The following is a 20,381-nucleotide window of genomic DNA, read 5'->3' as shown; positions in this document are numbered from 1 at the left end:
TCTCCTCGGTGGCATTCGCGAATGAGCCTGAAGAGATAGCGCTCGGATGGGGCGTCGCGCACCGTCGACGTGCGCCTCCGCCGCGGAATCCGGGCCGCCCCGCTCTCCGCGTGTCAGGCGCCGGACAGGGCCAGGACGCTGTCCCGCAGGCGGCCCAGCAGCAGCCGCGTCACTTCGAGCTCCGTCCGGCACCGCTCGAGCCGCTCGGGCATGTCCTCCAGCAGCCCGGAGTCCGCCTGCAATTCGATGTCGCGGGCCTGCGACTCCAGCGCGCTGGCACCGAACCAGGCCGCGTTCGACTTGAGCGTATGCGCCGCCCGGCCCAGGTCGTCCGCGTGCCCACGCACCAGGGCCGAGTACGCGTCCTCCAGGAGCGCCGGCATGCTGTGCAGCGCGGTGTCGATGAGCTCGGGGAGAATCTGCGCCGCCTGCGCCCCCAGCTCCGCCCACAGCCGGGCGAGCGCGGCAGACTCCAGGCCCGGGATGCGCGCCGCGTCCGGCAGGCCTTCCATGACCGTTCGCAGCGGCGTCAGCGCGACCGCGCCGCTCGCGACCCGCCGCTCCGGTGCTACCTCTGAACGCCGGGGCTGGCAGCGCAGCAGCGCCGCCGTCAGCGCCTCCACGCGGATGGGCTTGCCCAGGAAGTCATCCATGCCCGCCGCGAAGCACTGCTCCCGGTCGGAGTCCATGGCGTTGGCCGTCATCGCGATGACCCAGGGCTGCGCCTTGGGCGGCAGTTCCTGGCGGATGCGGCGCGTGGCTTCCAGGCCGTCCATCTCCGGCATCTGCAGGTCCATGAGGACCGCGTCGTAGCGCTTCTGGGACAACGCCTGTAGCGCCTGGCGGCCGTTCAGCGCCACGTCAGCGCGGTAGCCGAGCCGCTCCAGCACGAGCAGCGCCAGCTTCTGATTGGTGGCGTTGTCCTCCACCAGGAGGATGTCCAGCGGGACCGTGTCCCCCGGCCGCTCCCCCGGAAAGGGCCCCGCTTGCGAGGGCCGCGTCTGCCGGGGCTCCGGGAGCTGGGGAAGGTGCTGCGAGAAGCACGACACCAGCGCGTCGTAGAGCTGCGAGTCCTTCAGCGGACGCGACAACACGGCCGCGAGCAGGCCCTCGGGGGATTGCCCCGCCGGCCCGGCGTCGACACCAGCACCAGGGGAAGGCCCCGCGTCTCCTCGCGCTGCCGGATGCGCTCGGCCAGCGCGGTGCCATCCAGCCCCGGCATGTGGTGGTCGATGAGCACCGCGTCGAACGAAGCCCCCGCCTCGAGTTGGGCGAGCGCCTCCATCCCCGACGCGGACTCCACGGGCACCAGGCCCCACGCCTGGAGCTGCCGGCCCAGCAACCTTCGAAACAGGGCGTTGTCATCCACGACGAGCACGCGCCGGCCCTGCAACAGCCCCTGTTCCTGGCGCGGCTGCACCGCGTAGGCCTGTGGCGCGGCCTGGGCGCGCAGGGTGAAGCGGAAGGTGGTGCCTTGTCCGGGCACGCCCTCACTCTCCACCCAGATGGTGCCGCCCATGGCCTCCACCAGCCGCTTGGAGATGGCCAACCCCAGCCCCGTGCCGCCAAAGCGCCGCGACACGGAGGCATCCAACTGGTTGAACGGCTGGAACAGCCCGGTGCGCCGGTCGTCGGGAATCCCCGGGCCGGTGTCCTGCACGCTGAAGGTCAGCTCCCAGTCCGCCGCGCCCTCCGCGCCGCCCAGGGCCAATCCCTCCACGCTCACCACCGCACCGCCGTGCTCGGTGAACTTGAGCGCGTTGCCCACCAGGTTGAGCAGCACCTGGCGGAGGCGCGACGCATCGCCCACCAGCATCTGCGGCAGCTGCGGCGCGAGGTCACACCCCAGGTCCAGCCCCTTCTCGCTGGCGCGCACGGCCATCAGGTCCAGGACGGACTCCACGCACAGGCGCAGGTCGAAGGGCCGCAGCTCCGCCTCGAAGCGACCGGCCTCGATCTTGGAGAAGTCCAGCACGTCGTTGAGCAACGTCAGCAGCGCCTCGCTGCTCTGCCGGATGGTGGCGACGAAGTCGCGCTGCTCTTCCGTCAGCGCCCGGTCCAGGAGCAGGCCCGTCATGCCGATGATGGCGTTCATCGGCGTGCGGATTTCGTGGCTCATGGTGGCCAGGAACAGGCTCTTGGCTTGATTGGCCGCCTCCGCCGCCTTGCGTGCCCGTTCGAGGTCGGTGATGTCGTGGTAGATGGCGATGAAGCCGAGCTGCCGCCCTCCCACCGACACCGGCAGCGCCCGCAGCTCCACGTCCACCACGCTGCCGTCCTTGCGGACCCGCCGGGTGACGGAGCGCAGCCGCCCGCGCTGCACCACCTCGCGCGACGCCTGCTCCGCTTCCGGGAGGACGGTGGGCTCGGTGGCGACCAGTTCGAAGATGTGCTTGCCGAGCGCTTCCGCCGGCGAATACCCGAACAGGCGCGTGGCCTCGGGGTTCCACGACAGCACGCGGAACTGGCGGGTGATGGTGATGATGGCCACCGGGCTGTTGATGACCACCGCCTCGAAGAACTCCTTCTGCTGCCGGAGCGAGGCCTCCACCTCCAGGCGGGCCGTCATGTCATGGAGCTGCAAGACCCAGCCCCCGTCCCCTTCTCCGGACAGGGGCAGCGTCACCACCCGCAGGTAGTGCGCGGGGCCAGAGCCGCCTGGGCGATGCCCGGCCAGCTCCGTCTCGCGCAGGGCGGCATCGGCGGGAGCGCGGGGCTCGGGAGGACGCCAGCCGGGCAGGAGCAGCCCCACCGGCTGCCCCACGAGTCTGGCACGCGGCCCGAAGATGCGTTCCGCGGCGCGGTTGACCTCCACGATGCGCTGCCCAGCATCCAGCACGAGCACCCCATCCCGCGAGTGCTCGAAAATCGCTGCATGTGCGCTTGACGCCAGGTCAGCCACCCTTCCCCCTGCCGCGAGAATGAAGGCCCGCTCGGACCGCATCATGCCAGACGCGCGCGCGGACCAGGTCGGTGTTGCAACGAGCGTCAGCGGCTGTTCCACCAGGCCTTGAACTCGTTCCAGGAAATCTTCCCGGTGCGGTCCGTGTCGACGATGTCGACGGCGATTTCCAGCTCCTCGTCGGAGATGTTCTGCCCCAGCGCCTCTAGCAAGCGCGCGAACTCCGCACGGTCGATGGTGCCGGTCCGGTCGCGGTCGTACCGCTGGAAGATGTCGAGCACCTCGTCGCCGGAGCTGGTGAACTCGTCCACCGCGGCGTGGACGGGCGCCAGGGGCTGGAGCCCCGCGGACGTCGTCTCCACCTGCTCGACGAAGGGCGCCCCTGTCACGGGCCGCTCACGCCGAGACTTGGAGGTCCGCCGCGTCGCCGCCTTGCGCGTGGTGGCCTTCTTCGCGGTGGTCTTCTTGGCCGCTGCCTTCTTCGCGGGGGCCTTCTTCGCCGTCGTCTTCTTCGCGGGGGCCTTCTTTGCCGCCGCCTTCTTCGCCGTGGTCTTTTTCGCCGTCGTCTTCTTCGTGGTCGTCGTCTTCGTCGCGGTGGTCTTCTTCGCGCCGCGCGCCTTGCCAGCCGCCTTCTTCGGCGTGGCCTTCTTCGCCGTCGCGGTACGCCGGGATGACTTCTTCGCAACAGCCGTCTTGCGTGACTTCGTCGCCATGATGAACCCCTCCCTGGACGGCGCGCATCGTAGCGCTCCCTCGTTCGGGTCCAAGCATCGGCACGCGCCCCCACCCACCCATTATGGGGTGCGGCCTCCGTCCCCTGGCGAACGCGGACGGTGGGGAGGGCCTGGAATCAAGCCCAAAACATGGTCCAAGATGACCCACCCAGCGCATTCAAAGCCCAGGCTACCCTGGAACCCCGGGAGGCAAACTGCTAGCAGGCCGTCCGCCAGCCTTCTTGACTGCTTGCCGCACCGTGTTGGTAGCAAGAAGGGCCCGCGAGATGTTCACATGCCGCCGTGCGCCGCGAACAGGGCCGCCCGCACGCTCGCTACTGCGCCGCCAATCCTGCCCGGCCCCCACTGGAACCCCGCGTCGGAATGAATGACTCGCTAGAGACCCTCCTGGCCGATGGCATCATCGAAGCCGTCATCGGCCAGTTGAAGACGGGCAAAGAGGCCGAGGTATGGCTGGTCCAGCATGCCGGCCAGGTGGTCGCGGCCAAGCTGTACAAGGAGCGCCACGAGCGCAACTTCCGCAACAACGTGGGCTACCGGGAAGGCCGCGAGGTGCGCAACTCGCGCACGCGCCGCGCCATGGAGAAGGGCAGCCGCTTCGGCCAGAACGCCGCCGAGGACGCCTGGAAGAGCGCGGAGTCTGACTCGCTCTACAAGCTGCACGCCCAAGGTGTGCGCGTGCCCACGCCGGTGCTGTTCTACGAGGGCATCCTCCTCATGGAGGTGGTGCTGGACCCAGAGGGCCACCCCGCCCCGCGCATGGTGGAAGCCCCACCCACCACCCCCGAGGACGCGCACGCCCTCTACGTGGACCTGCGGTCGCAGGTCATCAACATGCTGTGCGCCGACCTCATCCACGGCGACCTGTCCCCGTACAACATCCTCATGAGCTATGCGGGGCCGGTCATCATCGACTTCCCGCAGACGGTGGCGGCTGCTCGCAACAACCGCGCGGAGTTCTATTTCCGGCGCGACCTGGACAACGTCCGCAACTTCCTCGCGAGCACCGCGCCCTGGCTGCACAGCATCGCGAGCGACACGAGCGAAATCTGGAATGCCTACGTGCGCCGGGAGCTCACCCCGGACTTCGTGCCGTCGGGCAATTTCCGGGACGGGCCTCGCCATCACGGTCGCGGAGGGCCTCGGAACCAGGGGTTCCAGCCCCAGGGTGACGAGCGCAGGGGCGGGTTCCGTCCGCCGCCGCCCACGCCGGTCGAGCAAGTCGCCGCCCCCCGCGACATGACGCCCGAAGAGGCCGCCGAGGCCGAGCTTCGGGAGCTGGAGGCGCTGGTGCTCAGGCAGGGTGGCGGTGAGCGTGGCAAGCCCGCGGTGGCGGCACCTCCGCCTCGGGGCGGACGCAACCGGGGTTTTGGAGGAGGCCGGCCCCCGCCGAGGGGCGGAGGCAACGGCGCACGGCCGCCGCAGAACGGGCAGCGGACAGGCAGCGGTGCGCCTGGGCGCCCAAGCGAGCCGCGTGCGAGTGGTGGCCCCCAGGGCGGCCCGCGCGTGAATGAGCCTCGTGGCTCGAATGGCGGTCCGCGCACGAACGAGCCTCGTGCGAACGGCAGGTTCCAGAACGGCCCCCGCCAGAATGACGCGCGTGCGAACGGCAGAGGCATGGGCGGCTCCCAGCCGAATGAGCCGCTCGCGAACAGCGCGCCCTCGAGTGGCCCCCGCCAGAACGAACAACGCAATGGCCGGCCTCCCCGCTCCAACTCGCGCGGTGGCAATCCAAACGTGCCCGGCAATGAGCAGCGTGCGTTCGACAACGGCCGTCCATCTCGGACCAAGCCTCGCGGCGACGCCTTCGCCTCACCGGCGAACCCGAGGGGTCCTCGCGGTGGAGGGCCTCGCTCCGACCGGAACGAGCGGCGCGGCAATGGCAGGCCGGAGCCCGTCGTCGAGACTCGGTCCATGCCAGGCGCTCCCGCGCAGAACACCGTCCGGGAATCCCGTCCGGGCAATGGCGGCAACGAGGGTGGCCCTCGACAGCCGCGCCAGTCCCAGGGCCGCGGAGGACCGCGTTCACCGCGGACTGGCGGGCCCCAGGTCTCCTACGTGGCCCGCCCGGCCTCATCGTCCGACCCAGGCTCGCACGAAGCGGGTTCCTGAGCCGTCATTCGGGGCTCCCGGAGCGAACTCCGGGGCCCGACTTCGATGACCTCGTGCACGTCTGGCGATGGGGACTGCCTCACCCCACCCGGACGACCACCTTCCCGAAGTGCGCCCCACTCTTGAGGTGCTCGAAAGCAGCGCGTGCCTCGGAGAACTCGAAGACGCGGTCCATCACCGGGCGAACGGTGTGCAGCGCGAAGGCCCGGTTGAGCGCGTCGAAGCTCTGCCGGTGGCCCACGAAGATGCCCTGCACCCGCAGGTTCTGCATGAGGATGGGCGTCAGCGGCACCGTCCCCGCGCCACCGCTGAGCACGCCAATCACAGACACCGTGCCGCCGGGCCGGACCGCGCGCAGCGACTTCTCGAAGGTTCCCGCCCCACCCACTTCCACCACGTGGTCCACGCCCACGCCGCCCGTCAGCGCACGCGCCGCCTTGTCCCAGTCTGGCGTCGTCCCGTAGTTGATGCCTTCATGCGCGCCGAGCGTCCGGGCTCGCGCCAGCTTGGCGTCACTGCTGGAGGTGATGATGATTCGCGCGCCCAGCAGCTTCGCAATCTGCAACGCGAAGATGGACACGCCACCGGTGCCCTGAAGCAAGACGGTGTCTCCCGCCTTGAGCGCCCCATGGGTGACCAGCGCGCTCCACGCCGTCACGGCCGCGCACGGCAGCGTCGCAGCCTCTTCATCGGTGAGATAGGCGGGCGTGGGCACCGCGCCGTCCTCGTGCAGCAGCACCGTGTCCGCGAGGGCACCGTCCAACGGTCCCCCCAGCGTGCTCACCTGCGCCGCCCGCGTGGGCTCTCCGGCGCTCCAGGCCTGGGAGAAGAGGCTCATCACCCGGTCACCGGGCTTCACCCGCGTCACACCCGGGCCTACCGCATCCACGACGCCCGCCGCGTCCGAGTTGGGAATGAGTGGCAGCTTCTGCCGGGGGTTGTAACGCCCCTCCACCATCATCAAGTCACGGGAGTTGAGGCTCGTGGCCTTCACGCGCACCCGCACCTGCATGGGGCCGGGCGTCGGGTCCGGCCGCTCGACCTGCACCAGCTTGTCCAACCCGAACCCTGCTTGGATTTCATAGGCTTTCATAAGTGAGGCGTTGTATCGCGCCCCTCCCAATCACGCCTACAGTGCGGGGCCACCGTGTCCGTGCTCGTCCTCTTCACCTGTTCGCTGCTGGCCACAGCCCCCACGCCGCGTTTTCCCAAGGGCACCGCGCGCATGGACGTGGGACCCGCGCCGCATGGCCTGCCGGACTGGAATGTCCAGCGCTGCGCGGAATGCCACGTCGTCCAGGTGGACTCCTGGCGACACAGCGGGCACGCCACGGCCCGCACGGATGACGTCTTCCAGGTCGCGTTGACCGAGGACCGGCCCGGCTGGTGTGTGCAATGTCACGCGCCGCTCGCCCGGAACCTGGAGCGGGGCCCGCTCCCCAAGGACAGTCCTCCCGAGGAGCGCGGTGTCACCTGCGCCGGCTGCCATGCCCCCACGGGCAACGAGGGCCAGACGCCCGGAATGCCCTGTGCGGGCTGTCACCAGTTCGGCTTCCCCGTGCTGACGAGCGCGGGCCAGCGGGTGCGGCTGTCCCCCACGCAGCTTCAACAGGACACAGTGGGAGAGTGGCGCCGCTGGCAGACCCAGAGCGGCGACACGCGCCATTGCACGTCCTGCCACATGCCCCAGGGAGACCACGGCTTCGGAGGCACGCGGCGCACCGAGTCCCTCAAGGCCGCGCTCCGGGTGGAACAGGCGGGCGCATCACTCCGCGTCTCCACGCGCGAGGTGGGCCATGCCTTTCCCTCGGGTGACGTCATGCGCTGGGTGAGCGTGGAAGTCTCCGAGGGCCCCCTCTTCGAAACCTCCCGCACCGTGGCCACCTTCGGCCGCAGCCTGGAGGTCCGGGAATGGCCCCACGAGCCCCTGCCCCACCTGGGCGCGGTGGAGGACACGCGCTTGCTGCCTGGAGAGACACGCCAGGTGCCGCTCCCCAAGGGGGCCCGGTACGCGCGCGTCGTCTACCACCTCGTGTCCCGCGAGCAGGAAGACTCGGGGCTCTACCCGCAGGGCCTGTCCCAGTTCGTGCTCTGGGCCGAGCCCCTTCAACCTTTTCCGCTGTCACACAGCCCGAAGGAACGCACGCCATGATTCTCCTGTCGCTCCTCCTCGCCGCGACACCGCCCGTCATGCTCGAACCCAATGCGGGCTCGGCGAACCGGCTGCATCCCCGCCGTGTGACGGCCTCTTCCTTCCTGGAGAACGGCTGGAACAAGCACGCCCAGAACTATCTGCCGCTCTACATCGCGGATGACGACCCGGCCACCGCCTGGGTGGAAGGCGCCAAGGGCCGCGGCGAGGGCGAGGCCATTGAATGGTGGGGACCGGAGCTGTCGCGCGCGAAGACGTACCGCCTGTTCCTTCGCAATGGCTTCCAGAAGTCCGAAAAACTCTTCCGCGCCAACGCCCGGCCTCGCAAGGTGAAGCTGGAGCCGCTGGTCCAGGGAGAAACGGGCCCCCAGGCGACGGGCACCGCGCTGGAGCTGGAGCTGGAGGACGTCCTCGGCTGGCAGGAAGTCCGCCTCCCCGTTCCGAACAAGGTCCACGGCGTGCGGCTCACGCTCGTCTCCACCTATCCCGGGACGTCCTACGACGACACCTGCCTCAGTGACTTCCGCGTGTACGTAGAGGGGGAAGACCCCTACAAGCCGGAGGCCGAGGCCGCGGCCTTCGAGCAGGTCCGCACCTTCGCGCTCGAGCGGAAGCAGGCCGCTGCCCGCAGCGGGAGCGCCGCCAAGATGGAGTGGGCGCCCCGCTACGAGGTGGAGACGCTGCTCACGCTGGAGCGCTCCTACGAGGAAGGTGAGCCTCCGCGGGGAAATACCTACGCCGTCGGACTGTTCTCCACGGTCCCGGTGAAGGGCAGCTACAAGTCGGCGTTGGACCGCGCGAAGAAGGTGGCCGAACTCTTCGACCGCGCGAGCCTCGACTACGAGGGCCAGGACTCCGAGGCGCGCGCGAAGTGGACACGCGTCAAGCCGGCGCAGCTCAAGGCCCAGACGGCCTCGGCGCGCACGGCCCTGTCCGCCATGGAGAGCGACGGCATCGTGCGCGTCGCGGGGCTGCTCCACCTGGGAGACGCGTCCTTCTTCGAGGCGGATGCCAGCCAGGCGCAGATGCTGGCGAGCATCGAGAAGCTGGACAAGAAGGAGGCCCAGCAGACCAAGGCCTGCATCAGCAAGTGTGAGAAGCGCCGCGCGGGGACCCGCGAGGACAGCTACGACTGCTCCTGCGCGGACGAGTGCATGGGCTGCGGCGACCCCAGCCTCCCCGCGGCAGAGAAGCTCAAACACCAGCTCACCGGCGGCGACTTCCTCCTGGGCTCACTCGCCCGACCCACGGCGTTCCTGCGTGGCAAGTCCGAGCTCTCCGGGAGCCGTGAGTCCTGGTACGCCTTCCGTCAGACGCTCGTCACCTACGCGGGCGAGAAAGCCGATGTCGTGCTTACGAACGACCAGACAGACATGATGATGGAAGGCACCGTGTCCCTGCGCATCCATGTCATCGACTGGGGCGAAACGAACGGCAAGGCGAGCCCGACCGCCATCACCAGCTTCCTCGTCTCCGAGACCCGGGTCCAGGTGCTGCGCTACCGCCCGGCGCCTCGGGCCTGAGCCGCCTCAGCGCATCGACGCACACGGCGGACCCGGCAACCCTGTCCGGCTCCGCCGTGTGCGCTTCAGCCCCCGTGCTCCTTGCCGCACGCGGAGGTCGACGTCCCCGTCTGACAGACATTGTTGAAGCAGCAGCCCGCGCAGTTCGAGGCATCACACTGCACCTTCTGCGGCGTGCCGTCAGGGTTGTCGTCATCGCCACCACAGCCAACGAAGGTGGACAGGGCCAGCGCCGCGACCATCGCAATCCGGAACATGTTCTCTCGCTTGGGAATCGAGTGAATGTGCAGCTCGACGCGAAAGATGTTCCGGAGCGGGCGGCGTGTATCTACCCCCTGGGTGGTAGGCGAGCCACGGCCTGCCGGGGCGTGAGGATGGCAAAAGACAGGCCCGTACGGTCCGCCATGGACAGCACTCGCTTGTCCTTGCTCACCAGCCACGCCGCTCCGGCTCGCGCGGCCAGGCTCAAGAACTTCTGGTCGTCCCGGTCCCGGCAGCGGGGCAATGACGGCGTGGGCACGGACTCGGCGGACGGCGCCATGTGGACCTGGGCCCGGTAGCGCTCGAACGCAGCGGTCCGATGGGGCGCCCCCAGGCCGGGTTGAAAGTTGCGCGAGGCCAGCACGTAGCCCAGCTCCGCCAGCGTGTCCGCGTCCGTCCAGGCCGTCAGCGTCCCCGCCGCCAGGGCCTCGGCCAGCGGGCGTGTGTAGGGGTCATCGAACACGAAAAGGTCCAGGACCACGTTGGTATCCAGGACCACCGGCAGCGGTGTGAAGGGCATCAGGTGTTCCAATCCGGCCATCATGCCCTCCTGGCGGGCGGGAATCACGGTGCCTGCCCCGTGAGGCCCTTTCCCACGAGGCCTCGCGACGTGGTACCCCCAAGCCGTGAGCGACACCTTCGACAATCTGGGCCTCTCGCGGGAGACGCTGGGCGCCCTGCGCCGCGCGCGTTTCACGCAGCCCACGCCCATCCAGCAACAGGCCATCCCTCCAGCGCTCGCCGGGAGGGATGTCATCGGCTGCGCGGCCACCGGAACGGGCAAGACGGCCGCGTATGTCCTCCCCCTGGTGGAACGGCTCGCGGGGAAGAAGGGCACGCTCGCGCTGGTGCTGGCCCCCACGCGTGAGCTGGTCCAGCAAATCGCGGAGCCGGTGCGCTTCTTCGCGGAGCCCCGCCGCCTCACGCACGCCACCGTCATTGGTGGTGAGGACATGGGCGCGCAGGTCAATACCCTGAAGACGCTGCCTTCCTTCGTCATCGCCACGCCCGGACGGCTGGTGGACCTGATGGAGAACACCGCCATCCGCTTCCCGCACCTGGAAGCGCTCGTGCTGGATGAAGCGGACCGGATGCTCGACATGGGCTTCCTGCCGCAGCTCGAACGCATCGTCGCCCACCTGCCTCGCCGCCGGCAGACGCTGCTGTTCTCCGCGACGCTCGGGCCCGACGTCACCCGCTTCGCCAAGAGCCGGCTGTACAAGCCCGTACGCCTGGAGGTCACCCGCAGCGGCACGCCCGCCGAGCGCGCCGAGCAACGGCTGTACTTCCTCCGGCCCGAGGAGAAGACGCCGCTGCTGCTCACCCTGCTGGCCCAGGACTCGGCGACGGCGCTGGTGTTCACCCGGGCGAAGGAGCGCGTGGACAAGGTCCAGCGGGCGCTCCAGCGCGCGGGACACCGGACCGCGGTGCTGCACGCGGACCGCACGCAGAACCAGCGCAAGCAGGCCATGGAGGGCTTCCGGAACGGCACCTACCGCTGCCTCGTGGCCACCGACATCGCGGCGCGCGGGCTCGACGTGGAGGACGTGGGCCACGTCATCAACTACGACCTGCCCCATGCACCCGAGGACTACGTGCACCGCATCGGCCGCACGGCACGGGCCGCCGCCAGCGGTGTCGCCTCGACCTTCGCCACCACGCGCGAGGGGCAGGTCATCACGCGCATCGAGCACCTGATGCGCTCGGAGATTCCCCGCGTCCAGGTGCCGCGCGAGGACCCCGTCTTCAAGGAGGCCTGGGAGGCCTTCCTCGCCGCGCAGAAGGACCCGGGCCCTCCGCAGAAGGACCACGGGCAGTCGAAGCGCGCGCCAGACCAGGCACCGGGGCGGCACGCGCGCTCGCACGGCAAGCGCCGCTCGTAGGCGCGGGGCGGCCCTGCGTCAGGCCGGCGTGCCCTGCGCCTCGCGCGCGAGGGCCTCACGGAAGAAGGCGCTGCCCTGCGCGAGCTTCGCCATGTAGGGCCGCACGTCCTCGCGCGCCTCGCGGGAGAGCGCGGCGAACGGGATGACGTGCTCGTCCGGCACGTAGCGGAACGTCAGGTTGATGCGGCGGGTGCGGAAGTCCGGCAGCTCCGGGGCCAGCGTCTTGCCCGTGCGCGTGTCCACCCGCTGCACGCGGTGGAACGTCTGGTCCTTCCAGCGCGCGCCGCCGAAGAGCTGGAGCGAGCCGTCATCCAGCCACTGCTCCAGCACCACCGCGTCACGTTCACCTGGGCGGGAGGACGTGACGAACTGGATGAGGGCACGCTCACCGAAGGACAGCGAGGCCACGGGGCCCGGCTCGAAGTCCTTGTGCTCGCCCACTCGGGCGGTGTCCACCCAGCGCCCGTCCTCCAACCGGCTCCCGTAGAAGTTCACCAGGCAGGTGTTGAGGTGCCAGCGGGGAGGCATGTCCGGCCCGCGGTACATCCGCCGCGCCAGCTCCTCGATTTTCGTCACCTGGCGCTGGAGCACCGCCGGAAAGGGCTCGGCCTGGACGCACCGGTTCAGGATGCCCTTGGGCGGGTGGTAGTAGTCGAGACACGCGAACTGCCAGTTGCCGAGCCAGTACACCGGCCGCAGCAGCCGCCGCTGGGACTGCCCCGGTGGCGGAGGGAAGTGCTTGGAGTAGCGCTCTTCCCACAGCGGGTGGAGCGTCGCGAGCCAGCTCAGGGTCTCCGCGCGGTCGGCGGCGGACATGAAGCTCGCGTTGTAGTGGTGGCCGGGGGAGCGCTGACGGGCCTTGTGGGCCAGCGAGCGGCCCTTGTGCGGTGAAAACGCCATGGACGGCCCGTGCCTACCACACTCCGGAACGAACGAGCCCCGTGTCACCACATGGGAGACACGGGGCCCAAGCCTGCATGGCCGGTGGAGGACAGGTCAGCGGCCGTGAGTGATGCCCGCGGCGCCCTCGCCCTTCTCGCGCGTCGGCACGACGGTGGGCTCCATGGCCGGAGCCGGGCTGGACGCAGCGGTCTGCTCCGCCGGAGCCACCTTGGCGGAAGCGGGCTGCGCCACCGCGGTCTCCGTGGTGGCAGGCGTCGTCGCCGAGGCACCTTCCGCCGCGGCGGGGACCACCGTCGACGCCACGTTGACGGCGTTCGCGGGCTTCACCGTCGAAGCCACATTGATGGATGTCCCTCCAGCAGGCTTCACCGCAGCCACGTCCAGAGCCCCACCGGCCGCGGGCTTCACCACAGCCGCATCCACGGAGTTCCCCACAGCCGACGTCACCACCGGAGCCGACTCCCCCACGGGAGCGGAGGACAACACAGTCGATGCCGCCTCGACGGAGGCCGCGCCCACCGCGGGAACGACGGTGGCCGCCTCCTGCGCCACGGCGCCCTCGGTCCGAACACACCCATTCTCCGCCTTCGCCACGGGAGCGGCGGCAACCATCGCCGGCGCCACCACGTTCGGCGGCAGGCGCCGGGTGGGCAGCACGAGCGGCGGCGGAACCGGGCAGTGCGTGCAGGGCCCGCGCAGGGGCACGGACAGCCGGTTCCCCGCGCGCAGGAAGTTGTTCTTCATCCGGTTGGCCTTCTTGATCATCGAAACCGACGACCCGTACTTGAGCGCGATGCCGCCCAGCGTGTCACCGTTCCGGATGCGGTGCGTCGTCACGTTGTGCTCCGGCTGGAGCGCCAGGAACGGCTGCACCCGGCGGCCCAGCTCCTGGGCACGCGGGTTGTGGAAGCGGATGTGGAAGTGGTCGCGGTGGCCGCGGGCATGCCGGACGATGCCCGTGGGGCCGTCATTGAAAATCGAGTCCAACCACGCCTTGTCCTCGCCCGCGCGCACGGCGTGGTCGTAGATGACCTTCCGCACGCGACGGTCGACGAGAATCATCTGCACGTCCGTCTTCACGAGCACCGAGCGGATGAACTCCCAGTTCATGCGCACGTCGATGACGTGCTCGCGCGCGCGGGTCCGGATGGGGTCCACCGTCGGGTAGTAGAAGCCCACGTCCACGTCACGGCCGTTCTGGTGGCTCTTGTGAGGGCGCATGTAGCCGCCCTCCTTGTGGCTCATCCCATTGACCCGCAGCGGAGGCGCGTTCGGGAAGCGGGCGCGCACGTCGCGGATGGCGTCGGCCAGGTAGTTGACGGTCTCCTCGGTGGCCCAGGCGCCCGCGGGCGTGACGACAATCCAGTCCTCCCCCTGGGGGAACTGCTTCGCGTTCACCAGCCGGCCACTGTGCGCGAAGCCCACGGCCATGGAGCCCAGCGAGGCAATCTCGTCCTTCCACCGCCGCGCCAGCTCCTCATCGGAGATGTCAGCCGTGTAGAGCGGCCCGGTCGAAGCGGCGCCCGCGGCCACGGCGTCCGGCGTCTCCTTCTCGCCGTCGTCGCCCTCGCCCTCGGCCAGTTCCTCCTCCTCGGACTCCAGGTCCTCCGCGCTCAACGCACAGTCATCCGCGGTGGACGTGGGCGCGGAAGCAGCCTCCGCCACCGGGGCCACCGGCTCAGTGGCGGAAGCGGACGCCAGCGGAGGAGCCTCGGGTAGCGGCTCGGCGGCGGCCCCGGGGACGGAGTCCTGGGCACGCACGGCGGCGGCCGGCGCAGTGCCAGCGTGGGGGAGATACGCGCGGCACAGCCGGCGCAAACGAGGAGGAGCCAGATTGGGTAACGCACCGGCCCGGAGGATGGCCCGGAATCCCGCTGGGCACAAAGCACCGTCCGGGAATTCTGGCCGCCCCCGGCGCTGGAAAGCGCTCCGAGAGCGGCCCTCTCGTACCTTCAGAGCGGACAGGCCCCCTGCCCGCCTGCCCACCAACAAGGCGCTACGGCGTGGGTTCGGCGTGTGCGACGTCCAGGGCGAGCTCAATCATCTCGTCGAACGTCGTCTGCCGCTCCTGCGGCGTGAGCTTCTCCCCGGTGATGATGTGGTCCGACACCGTGAGCAACCCCAGCGCGCGGGCGCCCGACTCCGCGGCCACGCCGTAGAGGCCGGCGACCTCCATCTCGACGGCCAGGACCCCCATCCGCGCCAGGGTGGCGTTGAGCTGCTCCTGCGGGTGGTAGAAGAGGTCGGAGGTGAAGACGGGGCCGGCGCGCACAGGCTTGTTGCGCCGCTCCGCCGCCTCCACGGCCCTGCGCGCGAGCGTGAAGTCCGCCACCGCGGCGAAGTCATGCCCCATCAGCCGCATCCGATTCACGTTGGAGTCCGTGCCGGCCCCGGTCGCGACGATGACCTCCCGGACCTTCACGTCGGTGCTCAGCGCGCCGCAGCTGCCGACGCGGATGAGCGCGCGCACCCCATACGTCTTGATGAGCTCGGTGGCGTAGATGGAGATGGAGGGAACACCCATGCCGTGCCCCATCACCGACACGCGCCGGCCCCGGAAGGTCCCGGTGAAGCCGAGCATGTTGCGCACGGAGGTGACCTCGCGGGCACCTTCCAGGAAGCGGTCGGAGATGTAACGAGCGCGGAGCGGGTCGCCGGGCATGAGGACCACGTCAGCGAAGTCACCCGGGGCAGCGGAGATATGAGGAGTCGCCATGGGCGCACCATATACCGCGCTCAGGGCCCGGCCACCCAGGCCACGTGGAAGTGGGCGTCCAGCGTGGCGCCGGGGAAGTTCGCCGGCAGCGGCGGGAAGGGCGCCGCCTTCTTCACGGCCGACAGCGCGGCGGCATCCCACGTCTTCGAACCAGACTCCGTGGACACGTCGGCGGAGAGGAGCTTGCCGTCCCGGCCAATCACGGCCCGGACCACCGTCTTCTTCCCCAGACCGGGCGTGCCCTTTGCACCGGGTTGCCGCCACTTCCCCGCGACGCGCGAGTAGACCTTCTGCTGGTAGTCAGCGCTGGTCAGGTCCTGCTGGAAGAAGGCCTGGAGTTGCGGACTGCCCGCGGCGGCCAGGGCCATGGGCGACAGGGCCAGGACGAGCACGGCGGCGAGCGCCAGGCGACCATTTCGGAACAGGGTTTCCAAAAGCGTTCCCTCGTCAAGAAAAGGCCAATGGTAGTCCGCCAGCGTGCGCCCTCCAACGGGCCGGAGCCGGGCCCGGATGCGCTCGCCGCGGGGGATGAACACCCCATGCCCAGCACGAGGCTTCGTTGCCAGGAAGGGAGCTCGCGGCCATGTCCATCCATCCAGCGGGTGCGTCCACCGCCGCGCCCCTTCCGCCCATGTCACCAGGAGCCCCGCTGATCGGACATCTCCGTGCCCTGAGAAAGGACCCGCTCCACTTCCTGCAAGCCCAGGTGCGGGAATACGGCGACGTGGTGCGCCTCCCCATGGGGCCCACCGACCTCGTCCTGGTGGCGCACCCGGATGGCGTGCGCCACGTCCTTCAAGACCATGCGCGCAACTACCGCAAACAGTCTCGCGGATTCAGGGTGCTTCAAGAACTGCTGGGCCATGGCCTGCTCACCAGCGAGGGTGGCCATTGGCTGCGGCAGCGCCGGCTCGCGCAACCCGCTTTCCATCGCCAACGGGTCGCGGGCTTCGCGAGGACCATGGTGGACGCGGCTGCGGACCTCGCCGCCACGCTGGAGGCCCGCGCCGACACGGGCGCCGCGTTCAATGTGGCCGAGGACTTCACCCGCCTGACGCTTCGCATCGCCAGCACGACGCTGTTCGGCGCCGATGTCAGCAGCGCCGCGCATGACATCGCGACAGTGATGAGCCGGATGCAAGTGTTTGTCTACAAGCGGCTCACACAACCCGTGCCGCTTTCCTTGCGCCTTCCGCTTCCCGCCCATCGGCAGTTCGAGCGAGACGTCGGCAGCCTCAACCGCGTGGTGCACGGCATCATCGCGAAGCGACGACGCGAGAGCGGTGAGCACCACGACCTGCTGCAGATGATGATGGAGGCACACGACGACGACACGGGCGAGCGGATGAGCGACACGCAGCTCCGCGACGAGGTCCTGACCCTGCTGATCGCCGGCCATGAAACGACGGCGAGCGCGCTGGCATGGACCCTCATGCTGTTGTCCCAGCACCCGGGCGTGCGAAGGGACATGGCGTCAGAGCTAGCACGTGAGCTGGGTGGCCGCAACCCCACGCACGAGGACCTGCCCCGGCTGGAACTCACCCACCGCGTGGTGGACGAATCCTTGCGGCTCTATCCACCGGCATGGGCCCTCTCGCGAATCGCCGCCGAGGAGGACCTCGTGGGCGGATTCCGGATTCCCAAAGGCGCCCATCTGATGCTCGCGCCCTGGGTGACGCACCGGCACCCGAGCATCTGGGACAATCCGGAAGGCTTCGACCCGGATCGCTTCCTTCCCGAACGGGAGCAGGCGCGTCCACGCTTCGCCTGGTTCCCTTTCGGCGGTGGGCCACGTCAGTGCATCGGCAACCAGTTCGCGCTGATGGAGTTGGTCTTGGTGCTGGCCACCCTGCTCCAACGCGTCCGGCTGAACCTGACGCCGGGCCAGGTCATCCACCCCACGCCCGCCATCACCCTGCGCCCCAGGCCCGGCGTCTGGGTCACAGCCTCGCGGCCCTGAGGACTCCGGGTTGCAGCAGACGCAGTAGGGGCCCAAATAGGGCGGCACAGAAATCACCGTAATCCCCGCGCCCCAGGAGGCGGGGGCACGCCCGGATTGGTGGAGCCCAAGCTGCGCGGCCGTTGAGGTATAGCGGCCGCATGACGTCCTCTCCTCCCACGCCCCCGGGCGCGGTCGCCTTCGTGGACCGCTGGCGCGAGTTGTTCGACGCGTGTGACTGGTCCGGCCTGCGGGCGCACGAACACCCCGACTTTCCCGAGGCTGGCCCTCCCCGCCAGAACGACAGCTTCATCCGCGGACTCGGCAATAGCGGCTTTCGAGTCACGAGCGCGACGCTGAAGCCCTTCGTGCAGCCCCGGTGGTCCGTCTTCCGCACGCAGCGCCTGCACCCACAACCGACCTACTGGTGTGACCTGGTGTTGAAGGACGCGAAGGGCCACGAGACCGAGGCCTTCATCGCCCTGGCTCCGTGGGAGGGAACCGAGGGTGCCTTCCGCGCCTCGTACTACGTCGCGATTCCCCCGAAGAAGAAGGTCGCCCCGTTGGACTTGGGCAAGGAGCGCCAGCGCGTCGCGAAGTTCCTCGCCAAGGCGGTGAAGGACTTCGCCCGGGTCCAGGACGCACGGCCGCTCCAGCGACTGGAGCTCCAGTACTCCACCGACAACGGGACGCTGAACGTGTGCTTCGACCTCGACCCGGCGGCCGAGCCGGGGCGTGGCGACGCGATGACCCATTTCGGCTTCGCGGAGCTCCTCGTCCCGCGCTGGGCCGACGTGAAGGAGCACAGGCCATCCCTGGTGGGCCTCAATGGCGCGAAGCTCGCGGCCCGCGAGGATGGGACCTGGGGCACGCCCGAAGCGCACGCGAAACTCGAGGAGCACTTGGGGAAGATGCTCGTCGCGACGCTGCTCGAGATGCGGGACACCGGCCAGTTCGAGGCCCTGCGTGCCTCGACCACCGCGGAGCTGGGGGTCGAGGAGTACGAAGGCCACTTCGGCTGGCCCGACTACGAGGAGCGCGGGCTCGAGAACAGGATTGCGTCGTCCCCGTAGCGCCGCGCGTGGAGGCACGGCTCGGAGGCCCCCGCCCTCTGGGCGATGGAGGGGCTCCACGCCGCCGGTCCGTGGCTTGGAGCGCCCCGGTTACCGCGAAGCGGGGGCGATGACGCGGCCCCACAGCCGCTGCGGCATCGCAGCGCGCGGGTCGGGCGCGGAGGCCGCAGGGGCGCCGCCGCACGCCTCAGCGCGTACCGGTCGCCGCGTGGCCGCCCACACCCCAGAAGAACAGGTCGATCTTGCCCTTCCCCGCATCGTGGCGCGCCATGTACTTGAGGTCGGCATCGAGCTGGACGGCGAAATAGCGCTCGCCGGGTTGCGCAAACCAGGGGCGGATCTCCGTCAGCCGGCCCGTCGTCCCGCCCCAGCTATAGGTGCCGTTGGCGCGGATGGTCAGGCTGTTCATGGCGGCGCCTTGCGTATAGTTGCGATAGATGCGGCTGCCGTCGGTGCTGTACCAGATGCCGCCGGGCACCCACAGATTCCAGCGCCCCACCATGCCGGCCGGGACCTTGCCCTGCGGCTGGACGACCTCTGGATTGTCCATTGCCAGGGGATCGACCTGCTGGGTGGTGGCGGGCCTGGACCCGAGGCTCGGCTGGGACTGGCCGGGCTTGCCCGGCGCGGGCGGCGTCGGGGCGGGCGATTGCGCCTGCGGGCGCGTCTGGGCCTGCGGCTGCAGTTGCGGCGGTTGCGACCATTGCTCGGTCTTTGTCGGCTGCGACCACTGCCCCGTCTGCGCGATCGCCGGCGCGCAGGCCAAGACGACAAACGACACTGCCAGCACCAACCTTCCAGACATGTTCGACCTCATCCGTTCCATCGCGTGTCAAGCATTGTGGCAAGGCAAGGCCATGGGTTCGCCGGGCGCGTCGTGAGCCGCGCCTTTGACGTCCCCGCTTGCGGGCCATGGCCGCAAAATCCTGAAGTTCGACAACCTGAAATGGCGCAACTTTCACTCTCGCAGGCGAGGTGAGAAAAATCAGCGGGTAATGCGCGCCTCCGTCCAGAGGGGGCGGGCCCCCTTCGGCACGTGAACGGACACACCGCTGCCGTGCGCGGAGCGGGAGAGCGCGGCGCCGAAGTTGCCGCCCCCAACGTTGTCGTCCTGTCGGGGGCTGCCGTGCGCGGACCGGGAGAGCGCGGCGCCGAAGGCTGGGGGCTGAGGCCCGCACCACGCAGGCGCTGCACAAGGGCCTCGAGGAGCCGCACCGTCCCGAGCACCAGCCCGTCGCCCAGCCCCCGCCGCGCTCGGCGGCGCTTCGTCCCCAGCCCCGTCAACCGGGCCGCCGCCTCAAACTGCTCCTGCCCCCCAGGAGGCTTCCCTGCCTGGCCATCGGGAGCAACGCGTCGCGCCGACAGCCCTCGCCCCCCCGAATACAAGACAGGCAGGCGCGGCGTGCCACGCGCCATTCGAGTTGCATCCCCCCGCTCTGTCCGAGACATTGCCTGCGGAGTAGGGATGATGCTCGGCTACCAGACGAATCCACAGTGGCGAGACATGTCTGACTTCGTGGTTCACTTCACGAAGCCGGGACCGCCCTATCTCGACGCCTACCAGAACATGATGAGCATCCTCGGCGCCCGGACGCTCATCCCCGGCGCCGAGGGCTTCGGCATCGCCCGCCGAGAGCCCGCCGTCGCCGAGCGCCACCGCTCCGTGTGCTTCAGCGAGATTCCCCTGGACCAGCTCACCCGGCTCGTCCAGCGCCGCAGCCTGTATGGCATTGGCTTCAGCAAGAGCTACGTCCTCTCCCAGGGCGGCGGCCCCGTCTGGTACGTCCAGTACGCCTCCCCCGCGCACCTCGCCCTGAAGCATCAGGTGGAGCGCGCGCTCGCGGCGCCTTCGCCCCAGCAAGAGCCCATCTGGTCCATGACGCCCTTCGTGGACATCCAGGGCGACCACCACAACGCGCCCTACAGCTACCGCTTCGACTGGGAGCGCGAGTGGCGCGTGCCGGGCTTGCTCCGCTTCACCGAGTACGACGTCGCCGCCCTCTTCCTGCCCGAGGAGCTCCACGACACCGCCCGCGAGTTCTTCACCTGGGCCGTGCGCGAGAAGGCGGGCCCCGGCTACTTCTGCCCCTGCCTGGACCCGCTGTGGAAGTCGGACCAGATCGCCGAGGCGCTCGCGAAGCACGCCTCGGATTCCGTGCGCCTCAAGGCCGGATAGCCCCCGG

The 20,381-nt window shown here is 69.8% G+C and carries 17 protein-coding genes and 1 pseudogene; 7 read left to right on the top strand and 11 right to left on the bottom strand.

Going from position 1 to position 20,381, the window contains the following annotated elements:
* Positions 1-113 precede the first annotated feature (113 nt).
* From QEG98_RS12070 to QEG98_RS12060, 3 genes are all read right to left on the bottom strand, one after another.
* Positions 114-1,094: a response regulator gene (locus QEG98_RS12070; RefSeq protein ID WP_316566843.1), complete on the bottom strand. Its 981-nt coding sequence runs from the start codon at positions 1,092-1,094 to the stop codon at positions 114-116.
* Positions 1,076-2,902, bottom strand: coding sequence for a PAS domain S-box protein (locus tag QEG98_RS12065; RefSeq protein WP_316566842.1), 1,827 nt, complete (start codon positions 2,900-2,902; stop codon positions 1,076-1,078). The genes QEG98_RS12070 and QEG98_RS12065 overlap by 19 nt, the downstream gene beginning before the upstream one ends.
* Positions 2,903-2,988: 86 nt before the next feature.
* Entirely contained in the window at positions 2,989-3,693 is a 705-nt protein-coding gene (locus tag QEG98_RS12060; protein ID WP_316566841.1) for an EF-hand domain-containing protein, read from the bottom strand.
* Between the two features lie 306 nt (positions 3,694-3,999).
* On the opposite strand from QEG98_RS12060, the gene QEG98_RS12055 reads away from it, so the two are divergent.
* The gene (locus QEG98_RS12055; protein ID WP_316566840.1) at positions 4,000-5,748 is read left to right on the top strand and encodes an RIO1 family regulatory kinase/ATPase; all 1,749 of its coding nucleotides are present in this window, start codon (positions 4,000-4,002) and stop codon (positions 5,746-5,748) included.
* Positions 5,749-5,827: 79 nt separating this feature from the next.
* Here QEG98_RS12055 and QEG98_RS12050 read toward each other — a convergent pair whose 3' ends face one another.
* Positions 5,828-6,841: an NAD(P)-dependent alcohol dehydrogenase gene (locus tag QEG98_RS12050; RefSeq protein ID WP_316566839.1), complete on the bottom strand. Its 1,014-nt coding sequence runs from the start codon at positions 6,839-6,841 to the stop codon at positions 5,828-5,830.
* A 54-nt stretch (positions 6,842-6,895) separates the two neighbouring features.
* Between QEG98_RS12050 and QEG98_RS12045 the strand changes: the two genes are divergently transcribed.
* Positions 6,896-7,900, top strand: a complete 1,005-nt coding sequence (locus tag QEG98_RS12045; RefSeq protein WP_316566838.1) for a multiheme c-type cytochrome — start codon at positions 6,896-6,898, stop codon at positions 7,898-7,900.
* Positions 7,897-8,364 (top strand): annotated as a pseudogene (locus QEG98_RS41835) (NADase-type glycan-binding domain-containing protein); the annotation flags it as partial. The gene QEG98_RS12045 and the pseudogene QEG98_RS41835, both read left to right, overlap by 4 nt.
* Positions 8,365-9,488: 1,124 nt before the next feature.
* Here the strand turns inward: QEG98_RS41835 and QEG98_RS12035 are convergent.
* Both QEG98_RS12035 and QEG98_RS12030 read right to left on the bottom strand, forming a co-directional pair.
* The gene (locus QEG98_RS12035; protein ID WP_316566836.1) at positions 9,489-9,680 is read right to left on the bottom strand and encodes a hypothetical protein; all 192 of its coding nucleotides are present in this window, start codon (positions 9,678-9,680) and stop codon (positions 9,489-9,491) included.
* Positions 9,681-9,751: 71 nt separating this feature from the next.
* Positions 9,752-10,228, bottom strand: coding sequence for a putative toxin-antitoxin system toxin component, PIN family (locus tag QEG98_RS12030; protein WP_244171666.1), 477 nt, complete (start codon positions 10,226-10,228; stop codon positions 9,752-9,754).
* 82 nt (positions 10,229-10,310) lie between these two features.
* Between QEG98_RS12030 and QEG98_RS12025 the strand changes: the two genes are divergently transcribed.
* On the top strand, positions 10,311-11,567 hold the full coding sequence (locus QEG98_RS12025; protein WP_201424897.1) for a DEAD/DEAH box helicase: 1,257 nt from the start codon (positions 10,311-10,313) through the stop codon (positions 11,565-11,567).
* A gap of 18 nt (positions 11,568-11,585) precedes the next feature.
* On the opposite strand, the gene QEG98_RS12020 is transcribed toward QEG98_RS12025, so the two are convergent.
* From QEG98_RS12020 to QEG98_RS12005, 4 genes are all read right to left on the bottom strand, one after another.
* Positions 11,586-12,467 (bottom strand): alpha-ketoglutarate-dependent dioxygenase AlkB, encoded by an 882-nt coding sequence (locus QEG98_RS12020; RefSeq protein WP_316566835.1) that lies wholly within the window; start codon positions 12,465-12,467, stop codon positions 11,586-11,588.
* A gap of 96 nt (positions 12,468-12,563) precedes the next feature.
* The gene (locus QEG98_RS12015; RefSeq protein ID WP_316566834.1) at positions 12,564-14,231 is read right to left on the bottom strand and encodes a penicillin-insensitive murein endopeptidase; all 1,668 of its coding nucleotides are present in this window, start codon (positions 14,229-14,231) and stop codon (positions 12,564-12,566) included.
* Between the two features lie 235 nt (positions 14,232-14,466).
* A complete protein-coding gene (gene deoD / locus QEG98_RS12010) occupies positions 14,467-15,186 on the bottom strand; it encodes a purine-nucleoside phosphorylase (RefSeq protein WP_316566833.1) in 720 nt (239 codons plus the stop codon).
* A 20-nt stretch (positions 15,187-15,206) separates the two neighbouring features.
* Positions 15,207-15,578 (bottom strand): energy transducer TonB, encoded by a 372-nt coding sequence (locus tag QEG98_RS12005; RefSeq protein ID WP_316566832.1) that lies wholly within the window; start codon positions 15,576-15,578, stop codon positions 15,207-15,209.
* Between the two features lie 191 nt (positions 15,579-15,769).
* Between QEG98_RS12005 and QEG98_RS12000 the strand changes: the two genes are divergently transcribed.
* Together QEG98_RS12000 and QEG98_RS11995 are read left to right on the top strand one after the other, a co-directional pair.
* Positions 15,770-17,146 carry a cytochrome P450 gene (locus tag QEG98_RS12000; RefSeq protein WP_316566831.1) on the top strand — a complete coding sequence of 459 codons (1,377 nt, stop codon included), beginning with the start codon at positions 15,770-15,772 and terminating at the stop codon, positions 17,144-17,146.
* 140 nt (positions 17,147-17,286) lie between these two features.
* Positions 17,287-18,198, top strand: a complete 912-nt coding sequence (locus QEG98_RS11995; RefSeq protein WP_316566830.1) for a hypothetical protein — start codon at positions 17,287-17,289, stop codon at positions 18,196-18,198.
* Positions 18,199-18,385: 187 nt separating this feature from the next.
* Here QEG98_RS11995 and QEG98_RS11990 read toward each other — a convergent pair whose 3' ends face one another.
* Entirely contained in the window at positions 18,386-18,988 is a 603-nt protein-coding gene (locus tag QEG98_RS11990) for a hypothetical protein (protein WP_316567874.1), read from the bottom strand.
* A 675-nt stretch (positions 18,989-19,663) separates the two neighbouring features.
* On the opposite strand from QEG98_RS11990, the gene QEG98_RS11985 reads away from it, so the two are divergent.
* Positions 19,664-20,374: an abortive infection system antitoxin AbiGi family protein gene (locus tag QEG98_RS11985; protein WP_316566829.1), complete on the top strand. Its 711-nt coding sequence runs from the start codon at positions 19,664-19,666 to the stop codon at positions 20,372-20,374.
* The last annotated feature ends 7 nt before the right edge of the window (positions 20,375-20,381 follow it).

This window comes from Myxococcus sp. MxC21-1 (assembly GCF_032612255.1).
Taxonomy (GTDB): domain Bacteria; phylum Myxococcota; class Myxococcia; order Myxococcales; family Myxococcaceae; genus Myxococcus; species Myxococcus virescens.
The sequence above is the reverse complement of the archived record's forward strand: the minus strand, read 5'-3'. Positions and strand labels throughout refer to the sequence as shown.

Coding starts and splice junctions, on each gene's coding strand:
- deoD (WP_316566833.1), bottom strand. CDS start 15,186: ATGGCGACTCCTCATATCTCCGCTGCCCCGGGTGACTTCGCTGACGTG.
- QEG98_RS12030 (WP_244171666.1), bottom strand. CDS start 10,228: ATGATGGCCGGATTGGAACACCTGATGCCCTTCACACCGCTGCCGGTG.
- QEG98_RS11985 (WP_316566829.1), top strand. CDS start 19,664: ATGATGCTCGGCTACCAGACGAATCCACAGTGGCGAGACATGTCTGAC.
- QEG98_RS12055 (WP_316566840.1), top strand. CDS start 4,000: ATGAATGACTCGCTAGAGACCCTCCTGGCCGATGGCATCATCGAAGCC.
- QEG98_RS11995 (WP_316566830.1), top strand. CDS start 17,287: ATGACGTCCTCTCCTCCCACGCCCCCGGGCGCGGTCGCCTTCGTGGAC.
- QEG98_RS12020 (WP_316566835.1), bottom strand. CDS start 12,467: ATGGCGTTTTCACCGCACAAGGGCCGCTCGCTGGCCCACAAGGCCCGT.
- QEG98_RS12050 (WP_316566839.1), bottom strand. CDS start 6,841: ATGAAAGCCTATGAAATCCAAGCAGGGTTCGGGTTGGACAAGCTGGTG.
- QEG98_RS12000 (WP_316566831.1), top strand. CDS start 15,770: ATGTCCATCCATCCAGCGGGTGCGTCCACCGCCGCGCCCCTTCCGCCC.
- QEG98_RS12035 (WP_316566836.1), bottom strand. CDS start 9,680: ATGTTCCGGATTGCGATGGTCGCGGCGCTGGCCCTGTCCACCTTCGTT.